This window comes from Ruminococcus sp. HUN007, from assembly GCF_000712055.1.
Classification (GTDB): Bacteria; Bacillota; Clostridia; order Oscillospirales; family Ruminococcaceae; genus HUN007.
Map to the genome: position 1 here is coordinate 1,656,901 of NZ_JOOA01000002.1, position 14,115 is coordinate 1,671,015.

Here is a 14,115-nt window from a genome sequence, read left to right on the forward strand (position 1 = left end):
AGATTTAATCAGTGTTCCCTTAAGTATTTTTATTTCTTTTCGCTGTCGTTTCCGAATGTATTCTTAAGCTCGTTTACGATCTCGTCCTTCATGGATTTGATGTCATTGTAAATGTCTTTTCTTACACTCTTGTTAACTTCACGCTGAACATCACGCTTTACCTGTCTGGCAAATTCGTTGAAAGCTGCAAAAGGATCGTTTGCACTGTTTTCATTTGCCTTGTTCTCAGTCTTTGTGCTGTCAAACTGGCTGAAGAAATCCTTAAAGCCGTCTGAAATATTCTTGAACGGATTCTGCTCATCAGATGTTTCAGATTCATCTGCTGTATCCTGTGCCTGCGAAGTGTTTCCGTAAACGTTCTTATCATCCTTCAGTGAAGCGTAGTTTGCTGCCTCACGTCCCGGAATTATGCTGCACTGTGCATTCTTTGCAAAGAAGCGAAGCTGTGTATATTCGTTGTCCTCTGTAACGAACGGTATCTCGAAAAGCTGCCATCCGTCAACAATCTTGGAAGGTCTTATATTTCCGTTGCTTAAAACGTACACTCTCTTGTTTTCAAAGTCGCCGTTGTACACGATCTGGAGCTGGCACACAGCCTCGTTTTTAGGGCTGCGTTCGATCTTCACCCAGAAGTAAAAAGTATACTTCGTGTTCTTGTCAAGAATGAGCTGCTTTGTACCGATCTCGGTAACGTTCTGGCTTCTGTCACCGATGCAGTACGCCTCAGAAAGTCCGCCTTCAAAGTCCGTTACAAACGTTCTTTCGCCCTTTGAGGAGGATGCATCAGAGCAGATGCTCCATTCTCTTGCGTTAAAATAGATCTTGTTTTCTGTGTATTTTGTGTCTTCCATTTTTCTGTTCCTTTCCTGCCGTTACCAGCTGTTGTTTTTCATTTACAGTGAACGGACAAATTTCTCCGTTCACTATATATTATACACGATAAAGATTAAAATTCAATTAAAATCCGTATAAAAATCTTCAGAAAAGTATTTCAGACAGGAAGGGTGTACAGTACAAGACAACGTATTACTGTCTTCGCAGTTCCGGTCAAACCGTGACTGCGTCTTATTCAGTATTTTCTCAGATCACGGTCACTTGCTGTTCGTGTCCTTTTTCGCAATTTTCTGTTTAAGTGTTGCAAGATCGACGATATCCGTTTTTCCGTCATAGTTCATATCCGCCATATCAAGCTGATACCGATCAAGTTCCCTGTCACCCACAAGATAAAGCGAAAGTTCAGTAAGATCTGTTACATCCACTTTGCCGTTTCCGTCAAGGTCACCGTCAGGTCTCATTGCAACGCCTGCGGTCGGGATCAGATTTTCCTGCACGGTCGTCACTGCCGGAGTTGTGATATCAGGCGGCATCGCTACTCCTGCTTCAGGGAGCAGCTCTTCCGGTACCGTTGTCACTGCCGGTGTGGTAAATTCAGGCGGCATTGCTTCTCCGGCTTCAGGAATGAGTTCTTCTTCGGTGTCGCTGAAATCAGGAACCGGGAATCCTCCTGCCACCGGATATGTCTCCTCTGTCTCAGTATAGTCAGGCGGCATCATGTCACCGGCCGTTCTGAACATTTCTTCGCTTGTTGTAACCGGCACCGGATCATCTGTGATCTCAGGAGTTTCAGTATCATCCGGCATCATAAAGCCCGGACTTGCAGGCATTTTTGTAACCGCCTCCGTTTCCTCAGGGTGCATTACAGCCACACCTGCGGTTCTCTGCAGTACCTCCGGTTCAGTTTTCGTAACATCCGGCATAGTCACCTGTCCGGACAACTGTATCGGCTGGTTCTCACATATAGTATCTCCGCCGCAGTTTCCGGGATCTGCCTGCGTAACTGCATTTACTGATGCACACGCCATCGTTCCCGCTGTTACTGAGGCTATGAGCATCGATATTTCTTTAGTAAACTTTCTCATTTGATTGCCCTCCCTTTAAAATCATGTTTTCTTTTTAAGTTACAGATTTGCCGGACTGCTTTACCGGCTTTTCTTCAGTTTTCTTCTTTCGCCGCTGCGATTCCGCTATCTGCTCGAGCGCAGTAAGAATGTGCACCTGTTCCTCCATGCACGCCGCCTCAGAAATATCGGTCAGCGTTCCGGTAGTGCCCATCTTCCTGCATGCGCATGAATTGCGGCAGTATTCACGTATCTCGCAGCCTTCACATCTCGCCGACATCACCGAATAATCCGGATGCGCCTTTTCAGCTTCCTTTGTCAGTATGCCGGTGTTCACGTCACCGCAGCGGAATCCGCTCAGGTTCTGGAACTGTATGCACGGATAAAAGTTCCCATCCCAGTTGATGTAGACCTTCTTTTTACATATTTCACACTTCGGTCTGATGTTCTCCTTGATAAACTTGCGTTTGGCGGTGAGTTCGTGCATTGATACACCACGCAGATGTGCGAGTTTATCCCACTGTTCACGCATGAGATCACCGAAACTGTCAGGATCGGCCGGTGAAGCAAACCCGTCAAGCGCTGCAGACACGTTCTTTACGCCAAGCCCCTGCAGATGCAGAACGTTGTCATAAAGATCCGGCAGCGTCTGTTCGGTGTAGACGAGCTGAATGAGCGTGTCCTCCTGATACTTAAGCAGCATCTTCACTTTCTCATCAAGCAGATCAGGATCGGCACCGCGGTCAGCACAGGTTTTTCCGTCATGGGACATATTTATACGGACATTTTTCCCGCTCTCTTCAAAGCACCATTTAACGAAATCTTCATCGAGAAGAGTGCCGTTCGTCGTGATGACGTATTCCCTGCCGTCATCTATTCTTTCAATGAACTGTTTCACCCTGTCACTGTAAAGAAGAGGTTCGCCGCCGAAAAGATAGACCGTTCCGGCATCGTGACGCCTGTTGATAAAATCAATGATCTTTTCAGCAGTTTCATCACTTATACAGCCGAACTCCGTGTTCAGGTGCCTTTCATAGCAGTAACTGCAGTGCAGATTGCACCGGTTCGTTATGCTGATAGTGTATTCCAGACTTACCGCCCCCTTTTGTTTACATTTTTCTCATATCCACTTTCATTATACAATGCAGCTTCTGAAAAAGCAATACATATATAAAGGTATAAACGAACGGATATGATATTTATCTCTCTATCTTAAAACTGTACGCGAGCCGTACCGTGCCGGCATTTCACGTTATATGAAAACAGAATACCTCGTTTATGCCTTCTGCCTATAGAGACAACGTTCAGAAATTTTAATTACACTTTTTTCAGAAAAAATATTGCCGCCTAATGATTTTATGCATATTCCACTATAACAGCATATAAAAATCTACTTGTAAAAACAGGATTTTTATGTTATTATTAATAAGAATGAAATCAAAAAGAAAAATCATTCCCGTAACGGCAGGGGATGATCATGAAAGGACTTTGACATAATATGAAATTAGGCATGGTCGGACTTCCTAACGTAGGAAAAAGTACACTGTTCAATGCACTTACAAATGCCGGTGCAGAATCTGCAAACTATCCGTTCTGCACTATCGATAAAAATATAGGCATCGTTTCCGTTCCTGACGAGCGTCTCGATGCTCTCGCAAAAATGTACAATCCTGACAAGTTCACACCGGCAACTCTCGAATTCGTTGACATCGCCGGTCTCGTAAAGGGCGCTTCAAAGGGTGAAGGTCTCGGAAACAAGTTCCTCGCAGACATCCGTGAAGTTGATGCTATCGTACACGTTGTAAGATGCTTTGAAAGCATGGACATCATCCACGTTGACGGCTCAATAGATCCGGCCCGTGACATAGAGACCATCAACCTTGAACTTATCTTCTCTGACGTCGAAATGGTAGACAGAAGAATTGACAAGGCAAAGAAAATGGTAAAGGCAGACAAGAAGTACCAGGCAGAAGTTGATTTCTTCGAAGGTCTCAAAAAGCATCTCGAAGACGGCAAGCCGGCACGTTCCTACGAAGCAACTGAAGACGAGGAAGAAATGCTTAAGACATGCCCTCTCCTCTCACTCAAGCCGGTCATCTACGCTGCAAACTTAAGTGAAGATGACTTCAGAAACAACATCGACACAAACGAACACTACAAAGCAGTATGCAGAATAGCTGAAGAAGAAAAAGCAGCTATTTTCCCGATCTGCGCTCAGATAGAAGCAGAGATTTCAGATATGGACGACGAAGACAAGGCAATGTTCCTCAGTGACCTCGGCCTTGAAACATCCGGTCTCAACCGTATAATCAAGGAAGGCTACTCACTTCTCGGCCTCATCTCATTCCTGACAGCAGGCCAGCCGGAAGTTCGTGCATGGACTATCAAAAAGGGTACAAAGGCTCCTCAGGCAGCCGGCAAGATCCACACAGACTTCGAAAAAGGCTTTATCCGTGCTGAAGTCGTTGCATTCGACGACCTCATGGCATGCGGCTCAATGGCAGCAGCCAAGGAAAAGGGCCTCGTAAGACTTGAAGGCAAGGAATACGTTATGAACGACGGCGACATCGTTCTCTTCCGCTTCAACGTTTAATAAGACAATTTAATTCCCCATTCAATATAAAGAAAATGCAGGTCTCTCCCCCGTAGGAGACCTGCGTTTTTTGTTTATCCGCCTTAACATAAACCGGAAAAGCCCCGTCGGTAAACTCACCGACAGGGCTCTGCCTCCACAATATTATCATTATTATTTATGTTCAGCGATCATATATATTATAGCAAAGCAATAAGGGACGAGTAATGTTAAAATAACAATAATGACGGATGATATGATCCATGTTTTTCTTTGAACGTAAGTCAATTTATTTTTTCTGCATAAGAACCTGAAGATAAATATTACGCCATATATCATAAGACTTATAATGCCGTACCTCAGCAGGATATAAATGTTGAGTAAAATCATATAAGCATCATGTTCACTCAGAAGTTTAATGTCCATTGCCGTCACCTTCTTTATTTACAGTTGCTTTTTTTTGCAGCTATCTTTTTCACTGTAAGGTGAATCAGATAATACGGAATCAAATAAGCTGCCAAAAAAGGAATTTCTCTATACGGCTGACTTTCAGCAATATATTCCATTATCCTTTCTATCATTTCCCCTACCCTCCTGATTAGCACACTTTATCAAATATACTTGTACCAATAATTAATAAATCAACGTAATTATACAAAGATTATATCATAGCAAAAGGGAAATGTCAATTATAATTCCCAAAAAGTACAGCGATTGTCGAAAAAAATTAAACAGTTTCTCTAAGCGTTTAATGTTTCATATTGTATATGAAGTAAAAGGAATATTCATTTCTGTTAGCTGTTTAAAGCAGTTCTCTGATCACAGTTTCCTTTATAAAGCTTATCATATCCATCGCCCTTATGCGGCTTATTCCGGCTTTAACTGCAACATTCAGCAGTTCTTTCTCTCCGGGATTTTTACCGTTGCCATCCACTGATGTTGTATGCTCACCAAACCACGTATCACTGTACGTCAGGTCATATGCAGGGCTGAGGCGCCATGTGTTTTCGTCTTCATTGTAAAGAAAAGTAAAATTCTTCGCATGATCATCCCTGTTATGTGCAAACACATTAAAACACGCTCTGCGGAACATGTTTTCGATATCTTCCCTATTCTCGTCTGTTATTATTCTCGTAAGTTTCATAAGAGAATTGTAATCAAGACACGGACTGTTAAAGTCTGCTTCCAGCAATGCAGCTGCCGTTGCCATATGTATCTTTCGTCCGTTTTCGCGGTCAAAGCGGACTGTACCGAAATAGCCTTCACATTTTTCAGACGGGAACAGTCGGGTTTCCGTCATTTTAATCCCGCATTTCTTCGCGCATTCAGAATATTTATACTCTTTGATTCCGATATCAGGTGAGTCAGAATGAGCCGGAAATTTGATTATCCAGTCCTTGTTTTCAAGCTTCGTCATGATCTTAGGTCTCGCACCGCCGCTGCTTCCGCCAAGTCTGTACAGACCATCGAGCTCTTCTGAATATTCTGTTTTCAGTATCTTGCGGCACTCCTCAGAAAGATAATCAAAATCCTTCAGTTCTTCGCCGCCGGAAAGATCATAATCCGGCTCATATTCAAGTGCCCCCATACCCGATCTTCCTACAAGTGCAAGTCTGTCGATAACCGTAGCCTTTCCGTCCGGATCATGCTTTTTCAGAATTCTGTCAACGAGCAGACGTCCCCATGCATCCGGAAGACTGTCTGCAAAAATACCGAACAGACCTTCAAAATGTTTCTTTTTCGGGATGAAGACCTTTTTCTCCAGAGGAAGCGAAAAAGGGCTTATGGAAAATCCGGACTCTATCCATTCATCGTCATATGAAAATGCCGTTTTTCCATTGTTTGAAAGAGCGACAGTACCGACATACCGTCCCGCATATTTCACCCTGACCGCCTTAAGTCCGAATTTTATATCATTTCCACTCATTGAGTACCTCCTCGATAGACTTGTACGGAACGTCCTCAAACAGCGCTTTTATCCCATCAACAGCATCCAGGGCGACAGCTATCTTCGTCAGTGAAAGAAAACTGATATTTCCGGTCTGCTCAAACCTTTTTAACGAGCCGAGGCTCACACCGGAACGTTTGCTAAGCTCCTGCTGCGACATCTTAAGCCTGCGCCTTATTTTCCTCGCCCTCTCAGCAACCGCAAGATCAATTTCATCCGCCGTTTCCCAGACATATTTTTTCTGCATACAACCACCTTCCCGCATTTTTACTCTAATATAATTATAGCTAATATATTAGCCAAAATCAAGTGTTTTTGAAGGTTTTGGATAATATATTAGCCGGATAGTATTATAGCAATCGGCGCATCGCAGAGGCGGCGATTACCATTTGGCGGCGATGCTGGAGCATCTGTAAATACAGCAATATTTGTATAGACAAACAGAAAAAATTTGTATATATTTAAAGCAAACAACAATACTTACGGCCGTTACAGCACACGGAACTGCGGGCTTGAACGTCCTGAATTCCGGCATTTTCAAAAAACATTCATGAACAAACTACAGGGAGGAGTTACAATGAACAGAAAATACACTACACAGATATCCGCTCTTTTAATGAGCGCTGCCGTAACTGCGGCTTCCTGCCCGCCGGCAGCACTGGTAAGGGCAGTAGATCTGAACGAAACCGGAACGGCAGGCGGATACACTTATAATTTATGGAACCAGAACGAAACCGGAGATGTGGAGTTCACACCTGACGCTGACGGAAAACTGGATCTGAAATATTCCGGCATAGAAGACATTATGCTTACCAAAGGCACCAGATTCGGATCAGAATACAAATGGAGCAGTTACGGAAAGATAACAGCAAACTATGACATTGATTATTCTATAACTGAAGTCAAACCTGAAACAGAATTCACGGCCAGCACTGCACTTTTCGGCATATACGGCTGGACAGAAAATTCCAGAGTCAAAACAAAGACAGATTATGCTCCGGAAAACACCAGAGCTGAGTATTATGTTGTGGAAGGCTGGTATAAATGGAGACCGCCGGGATCAGGTACACTGCTTGAAACTGTGGAAATAGACGGAAAACTATATGATATCTATGCTACACGCACAATTACAATGGGCGGTATAATGGGCACTGATAACGGCTGGCAGCAGTTCTGGAGCATAAGAAGAGACAGCGAAATTACGGACACTTCAGCCAATATCAGCGGTACAGTCACACTTTCCGAGCACTTCAAAGTATGGGAAAAGTACGGATTCGATCCTGACTCTGATCTCTACGACACCACAGTCAGCGCTGAAGTATACAGATGCGGCGGACAGATCACCATGAATAAAGGCTGCGAAGTTCTGACTGAATATACGAATGAACAGTTAGCGAAAACCGGACCGGCTGAAACGGTTGTCACCGATCCGAAACCGGAAATAACAGCGTCTGAAGATACGGTCACACCGGAGATCACAGATGTCCCTGAAACCGAACCTGCGGTAACTGATCTGGCCGCTCCGGAAGAAAATCCTGCAGTCACAGATCCGACTGTTCCGGAGGAAAAACCTGCAGTTACAGATCCAGTGGCATCTGAAGAACCGGAAATCACCGATCCGGACAAACCGGATCCTCCATCAGCTGAACCTGAGATCATACCTGGTGACGCTGACGGAAACGGTTCAATTAACTGTGCCGATCTTATCGCTATGAAAAAGGAACTTCTTTATTCGGACAGCAAACATGACATCACTCCGTTCGATCTGAACAAAGACCGGAAAATCAACATTGTCGATTTCATACTGTTGAAAAACGCTATCATGTCAGACGGCAGATAAAACTTAAATATAAAACTCATCCCCCTTATACGCATTATTACTAAGCGTGTAAGGGGGATGTTAGCATTATTCACGCAAACACTTGATTTGGAAGCGTATAAATGCTACAATTACAAATGAACAACTTGAAAAGAGGTGCGCCATGAAATACATTCTTATGCATAAGAACATCGAAACTGCTCTTATAGATATCGACGATGTACTCGGAGGAATTAGTGTAATTGAAGATATTTACTCGGAGAAGCATCTTCCGGTGGGTGTGATAACTTCGAAAGGGTCAAATGAAAAAGCTGTCCGTAGCTCACTTAACAGATGGTGGCGCGGCAGATGTATTCCGGCGAGCAGAGCCGGCATAAATGAAGCACTGGAAACGATCGGAGCTGACGACACCTCTCTGCTTCTCACACGCTGTCTGGGACTCAGTCTTTCGGATCATTACTGGATAAGGCCTGCGGACTCGGATCTGAAATGGGAAAACATAAACTTCTTCGAGAACGATTTTTCCGATGACATGGGCGACGTACTGTTCGGTAAAAAGATAAGCCCGTCGGACATTGAGTTTCTTTCGCCGGACAACACATCTGACGGCGACCTGAAAAAAACGATGGAAGATCATCGACGGAAAGCGCTGTCTGATAAAAGGCGGATCATACCCGTACCGCCAGCAGCCGTATAACGAAGTCATAGCCTCACTGATCGCGGAAAAGCTCGGCATAGCACATGTACACTACGACATGATAACCATAACCGGCGAACCTTTCAGCATTTGCGAGGACTTTGTGACCACACACACTGAACTGGTCAGCGCATACAGGATAATGCAGATACGCGAGCGTAAAAACCACGAAAGCGAATACATGCACTACGTAAACATATGCAGGGAACTGGGCGTAGATGTCGTTCCGGCACTCGACGGAATGATAACCCTCGACTACATTATCGCAAATGAGGACAGGCACTTCGGCAACTTCGGCCTTCTCCGCAATCCGGACACGCTGGAATGGATAGGAGCCGCTCCGGTTTTCGACAGCGGCACATCCTTATGGTACAACCGCTCCGACGACCAGATAACCACAGCGAACATCATCTGCAAGCCCTTCAGAAAAACGCACAGCGAGCAGGCAAAACTCATTTCGGACATATCAAAGCCGGATCTTTCCGCACTCGACGGCATAGGAGCTGACATTTTACGCATTCTCTCATCGCAGAAGCCGGAACGGACCGCGCTTATAGCCAAATGTGTCATGAACAGGATCGAAACGCTGAAAAAACGATGAAACTGTGGATTTAATATTGATGTTTTATTTATTCTGTGATATAATAGATGAATAATGTGGTTTTTTGAAGGCACGTTATTCTGACACAGAACTGATCTTACTGCCTTAACGGGTAAAATTTCATAAATTCAAATTATTCTTATAACAAGAGAGGTGTAATATATGGACTATCATTTTTCTGACAGAGTCTCAAAACTCAAACCTTCCGCTATACGCGAAATACTCAAGCACACTTCCGAACCGGGCGTTATCCCTTTTGCAGCCGGAAGTCCTGCTGCTGAAGCCTTTCCGACAGAAAGCATAAAGGCCATTTCAGACAGCATACTTGCATCAGATCCTATCGGTGCACTGCAGTACAGCATTACCGAGGGCTATACCCCGCTGAGAGACCGTCTTAAAAATGAACTGGCGAAGAAAAAACTGTTTCACCGAGGGACGTGACGATCTCATCATCACATCCGGTGCGCAGCAGGCAAACGAACTTGCGTGCAAGGTGCTGTGCAGCGATGGTGACACACTTATCTGCGAAGCTCCGAGCTTCATCGGTTCACTCAACGCATTCAAATCCTACAACGTAAACATCGTAGGCGTTGAAATGGAACACGACGGCATAAATATTGAAAAGCTTGAGGAAGCACTTAAGGCAAACAAAAAGGTAAAACTTCTTTATCTTATAACCAACTTCCAGAACCCGACAGGAAACACTCTGTCTCTGGAAAAGAGAAAAGCAGTCTACGAACTTGCAAAGAAATACGACTTTATCATTCTCGAAGACAACCCTTACGGTGACCTTCGCTTTGCAGGCGAGGACATTCCTTCGATCAAGTCGATGGACACTGAAGGCCGCGTTATCTACAGCAGAACATTTTCCAAAGTACTTGCACCGGGCCTCCGTGTAGGCTATGTAAGCGCCCCTGCTGAAATAATCGCAAAAATGGTAGTATGCAAGCAGGTAGCTGACGTACACACCAACATATGGGCTCAGCAGCTGTGCGACCGATTCATGGAAACGACAGATATGAATGAGCATCTGGCTTCACTCAGAAAAGTATACAGACGCAAGTTTACACTTATGGAAAACGGAATAAAGGAACACTTCGACCCTTCAGTAAAGGTAACCGAACCTGAAGGCGGACTGTTCATATGGGCTACTCTCCCTGAAAGCATCGACATGCTTGAATTCTGCAAAGTCGCTGTTGAGAAGTACAAGGTAGCTGTTGTTCCGGGCACTGCTTTCATGATAAATGAAAATGACAAAACCAACTCTTTCCGTCTTAATTTCTCAACACCTTCTGACGAGCAGATCGTCCGCGGATGCGAGATACTCGGAAAGCTTACCAAAGAAAAATTTTAACATACTGCCGTAAAAGCGGCAGAGAAACGGAGATCCATCATGGCAAATTTTGAACGTTACAATGTTTGTGAACCATATCTTCTTGCAAGAATCAAGGCACTCAGAATGCCTCCTGCAGTTATCGGCATCAAGCTCACAGACGACAAGCAGGTATACAGTGCAGTAGTTGACATCCCGATGGGCAGAGGCCTTCTCGGTACACTCGTATGCCTTGCAAACGGCGCAGTAAACATCTACTTCAACAACGGAGCTCAGATAACAGGTCTTGCAGCAAACCATCCTGCACTCGCGCAGGCATGCCGCTCATTCCTCGCAAGTGCAGGACAGTCACTCCCTGTATGCGAAAGAACATCTGTATTCGATCTTCCTACAGATCCTGCCGTACATTTCGTTCACCTTATGACAAGAAAGGGTGTTTACAAGACGATCGTAAACCCAATGACAGCAGGCTCTGAAGAGGGCAAGATGAGAGCATTCCTTCTCCACCTTTACCAGAAGGTAATGAATGAAGTGCAGAACGCTCAGACAAAGGACGCTTCTGCTAAAAAGTGATACCTGAAAGGACGTTAATAATGCCAGAAACAAGCGAAAAGAAGACCATTTTCAGCGGAATACAGCCGACAGGTGTTTTCACACTCGGAAACTATATCGGTGCTATCAGAAACTGGGGACCTCTGCAGGACGAATACAACTGCATTTATTCCATAGTTGACATGCACGCTATCACAGTAAGGCAGGAACCGGCAAAGCTGCGTCAGAACACGCTTCAGGCCTATGCACTTCTTCTTGCGTGCGGTATCGACCCGAAGAGATCAATAGCTTTCATACAGAGCCACAACCCGAACCATGCGGAACTGAGCTGGATACTTTCCTGCTCGACACAGTTCGGTGAGCTTTCACGAATGACACAGTTCAAGGCGAAGAGCCAGCAGCACGCTGACGACATCAATGCAGGTCTTTTCACATACCCGGTACTCATGGCTGCTGACATTCTTGCATATAACGCTGATCTCGTTCCTATAGGAGCTGACCAGAAGCAGCATCTTGAACTTGCAAGAAACATTGCAGGAAGATTCAATCAGAAATACGGTGACTTCTTCACTGTACCAGAGCCGTTTATTCCTAAGGCAGGTGCACGTGTAATGTCACTTCAGGATCCTGCTAAAAAGATGTCCAAGTCGGATGAAAACCCGAATGCATGCATATTCATACTTGATGACAAGGATACGATCATCAGAAAATTCAAGCGTGCCGTTACTGACTCAGATGCAGAAGTATGCTACAGGGAAGGCAAGGACGGCATCAACAACCTCATGACCATTTATTCGGTTATGACAGGAAAGTCGCTTGATGAGATCACTTCTGAGTTCTCCGGAAAAGGCTACGGCGATTTCAAACTTGCAGTCGGTGAAGCAGTAGCTGACCACCTTGAACCTGTACGTACTGAATTTTCAAAACTTGTAAAGGACAAGGATTATCTTAAGGAATGTTACACTGCCGGTGCTGAAGCTGCGGGCAGAATAACAAGAAAAACTCTTTCAAAGGTTTACAGAAAAGTCGGTTTTGTCGATGCAAGATAAGTGAAAGCACGTTTTTATCATGTGTTTTTTAACCATAATCACTTAATACTTAATGATTTATTCTATAAATATTACAAAATTGCTGAAAATGCTTGCTTTTTCAGATAGTTTGAGGTACTATAATTAAAGGCTTCACAAAGCCCGAAGTAATGACGTTCCAAGAGGTTTTTACATGTTTGAATTTAAAGATCACTATGACATAAACGATCTTATCGGGATCGTAAAAATACTCAGAAGTGAAAACGGCTGTCCGTGGGACAAAGTTCAGACCCACAGCTCGATTCGTGCAGACTTCATAGAAGAAGTTTACGAAGTCGTTGAAGCCATTGACATGAACAGCGCTGAAATGCTCCGCGAGGAACTCGGCGATGTACTTCTTCAGGTCGTTTTTCATTCCCAGATAAAAACCGAGGAAAATGTCTTCAGCTTCGAAGATGTCTGCAACGATGTCTGCCAGAAGCTTATAATCCGTCATCCTCACGTTTTCGGAGAGGTAAAGGTAGACGGATGCGAACAGGTACTGAACAACTGGGAAAAAATAAAGCAGCAGACCAAGGGACAGACCACATTCACTGAAACTCTTGAAAGCGTTCCGAAAACCTTCCCTGCTCTTATGAGAGCCCAGAAGGTAGGAAAAAGAGCTGCAAAATCCGGAATGGATTTCGCTGATCTCACTTCCGCTCTTGAAGGTCTGAAGAGCGAAATAGCCGAACTTGAAGCGGCTGTCGCTGAAAATGACCAGGAAAAGATAAAAGAAGAATTCGGTGATGTACTTTTCTCATGCACCAACGTTGCAAGAAAAGCCGGTGTCGATTCAGAAACCGCACTTTCCGAAGCAACTGAAAAGTTCATGAAGAGATTTGCAAAAACTGAGGAATTAATAAGGCTAAAGGAGATAGATATGACATCTCTTAGCATAGATGAGCTTGATGAATACTGGAAACAGGCTAAAGCTCAGAATTAAACCATAAAACGGAGGTAAATAAAAATGACAAAGGCAGATTTAATCAATGCTATAGCAGAAAAAGGCGAATACTCAAAGAAGGACGCTGACAAGGCTCTTGCTACTGTAACATCAGCTATCACAGAAGCTCTTGCAAAGGGCGAAAAGATCCAGCTCATCGGCTTTGGTACTTTTGAAGTTCGTGAAAGAGCAGCTAAGGATTCAAAGAACCCAAGAACAGGCGAAACAATCCACTGCCCAGCAAAGAAGGCTCCTGCATTCAAGGCTGGTAAGGCTCTCAAGGATGCTGTAAATACACCTGCTAAGAAGAAGTAAGATTTACACATAACAGACTTTAAAAGCACAAGGCATCAGATCAATGACCTGATACCTGTGCTTTTTTTGTTGGTAAACGCAGAACCGTTATCTGTGATTACCGTATTTTCGGAGGAAACTATGCGACTCGACAAATATCTGAAAGTAACACGTCTCATAAAACGCCGTACAGTGGCGAATGAAGCCTGTGACGCAGGCAAGGTAATGGTAAACGACAAGATAGCCAGAGCCTCCTACGACGTCAAGGTAGGCGACGTGATAACCATCACCCTTGGACAGAAACCGTTAAGTGTAAAAGTGACGAACGTCACTGAACACGTTACCAAGGACAGTGCCGCAGAAAACTATACGGTACTTAACTGATACA

General features: G+C 44.4%; 15 protein-coding genes and 1 pseudogene. 10 read left to right on the plus strand and 6 right to left on the minus strand.

Going from position 1 to position 14,115, the window contains the following annotated elements; all coding sequences use genetic code 11:
• Positions 1–29: 29 nt before the first annotated feature.
• From CC97_RS11305 to CC97_RS11315, 3 genes are all read right to left on the minus strand, one after another.
• Positions 30–851 carry a hypothetical protein gene (locus tag CC97_RS11305; RefSeq protein WP_044975055.1) on the minus strand — a complete coding sequence of 274 codons (822 nt, stop codon included), beginning with the start codon at positions 849–851 and terminating at the stop codon, positions 30–32.
• Between the two features lie 240 nt (positions 852–1,091).
• Positions 1,092–1,919, minus strand: coding sequence for a dockerin type I repeat-containing protein (locus tag CC97_RS11310; protein ID WP_044975056.1), 828 nt, complete (start codon positions 1,917–1,919; stop codon positions 1,092–1,094).
• A 34-nt stretch (positions 1,920–1,953) separates the two neighbouring features.
• A complete protein-coding gene (locus CC97_RS11315; protein WP_347493870.1) occupies positions 1,954–2,988 on the minus strand; it encodes a radical SAM protein in 1,035 nt (344 codons plus the stop codon).
• Positions 2,989–3,396: 408 nt separating this feature from the next.
• On the opposite strand from CC97_RS11315, the gene ychF reads away from it, so the two are divergent.
• A complete protein-coding gene (ychF, locus tag CC97_RS11325; RefSeq protein WP_044975059.1) occupies positions 3,397–4,491 on the plus strand; it encodes a redox-regulated ATPase YchF in 1,095 nt (364 codons plus the stop codon).
• Between the two features lie 419 nt (positions 4,492–4,910).
• Here ychF and CC97_RS20205 read toward each other — a convergent pair whose 3' ends face one another.
• The 3 genes from CC97_RS20205 to CC97_RS11340 form a co-directional block, all read right to left on the minus strand.
• Entirely contained in the window at positions 4,911–5,051 is a 141-nt protein-coding gene (locus CC97_RS20205) for a hypothetical protein (RefSeq protein ID WP_156036892.1), read from the minus strand.
• A 221-nt stretch (positions 5,052–5,272) separates the two neighbouring features.
• The gene (locus CC97_RS11335) at positions 5,273–6,397 is read right to left on the minus strand and encodes a type II toxin-antitoxin system HipA family toxin (protein WP_044975061.1); all 1,125 of its coding nucleotides are present in this window, start codon (positions 6,395–6,397) and stop codon (positions 5,273–5,275) included.
• Positions 6,384–6,665 (minus strand): helix-turn-helix domain-containing protein, encoded by a 282-nt coding sequence (locus tag CC97_RS11340; protein WP_044975062.1) that lies wholly within the window; start codon positions 6,663–6,665, stop codon positions 6,384–6,386. Before CC97_RS11340 ends, CC97_RS11335 begins: the two co-directional genes overlap by 14 nt.
• A gap of 330 nt (positions 6,666–6,995) precedes the next feature.
• Here CC97_RS11340 and CC97_RS18905 point away from each other — a divergent pair, with 330 nt between their 5' ends.
• The 9 genes and pseudogenes from CC97_RS18905 (at position 6,996) to CC97_RS11380 (ending at position 14,111) form a co-directional block, all read left to right on the plus strand.
• Entirely contained in the window at positions 6,996–8,258 is a 1,263-nt protein-coding gene (locus CC97_RS18905) for a glycoside hydrolase family 11 protein (RefSeq protein ID WP_049962856.1), read from the plus strand.
• 142 nt (positions 8,259–8,400) lie between these two features.
• Positions 8,401–8,934, plus strand: coding sequence for a hypothetical protein (locus tag CC97_RS18910; protein ID WP_049962857.1), 534 nt, complete (start codon positions 8,401–8,403; stop codon positions 8,932–8,934).
• Positions 8,894–9,535: a HipA domain-containing protein gene (locus CC97_RS18915; protein WP_242848217.1), complete on the plus strand. Its 642-nt coding sequence runs from the start codon at positions 8,894–8,896 to the stop codon at positions 9,533–9,535. Before CC97_RS18910 ends, CC97_RS18915 begins: the two co-directional genes overlap by 41 nt.
• Before the next feature lie 162 nt (positions 9,536–9,697).
• Positions 9,698–10,889, plus strand: a pseudogene (locus tag CC97_RS11355) (PLP-dependent aminotransferase family protein).
• Positions 10,890–10,928: 39 nt separating this feature from the next.
• Positions 10,929–11,441 (plus strand): hypothetical protein, encoded by a 513-nt coding sequence (locus CC97_RS11360; RefSeq protein ID WP_044975063.1) that lies wholly within the window; start codon positions 10,929–10,931, stop codon positions 11,439–11,441.
• 20 nt (positions 11,442–11,461) lie between these two features.
• Positions 11,462–12,469 (plus strand): tryptophan--tRNA ligase, encoded by a 1,008-nt coding sequence (gene trpS / locus CC97_RS11365; RefSeq protein WP_044975064.1) that lies wholly within the window; start codon positions 11,462–11,464, stop codon positions 12,467–12,469.
• Between the two features lie 172 nt (positions 12,470–12,641).
• A complete protein-coding gene (gene mazG / locus CC97_RS11370) occupies positions 12,642–13,433 on the plus strand; it encodes a nucleoside triphosphate pyrophosphohydrolase (RefSeq protein ID WP_044975065.1) in 792 nt (263 codons plus the stop codon).
• 24 nt (positions 13,434–13,457) lie between these two features.
• A complete protein-coding gene (locus CC97_RS11375; protein ID WP_044975066.1) occupies positions 13,458–13,748 on the plus strand; it encodes an HU family DNA-binding protein in 291 nt (96 codons plus the stop codon).
• 120 nt (positions 13,749–13,868) lie between these two features.
• Positions 13,869–14,111: an RNA-binding S4 domain-containing protein gene (locus CC97_RS11380; RefSeq protein ID WP_044975067.1), complete on the plus strand. Its 243-nt coding sequence runs from the start codon at positions 13,869–13,871 to the stop codon at positions 14,109–14,111.
• Positions 14,112–14,115 lie beyond the last annotated feature (4 nt).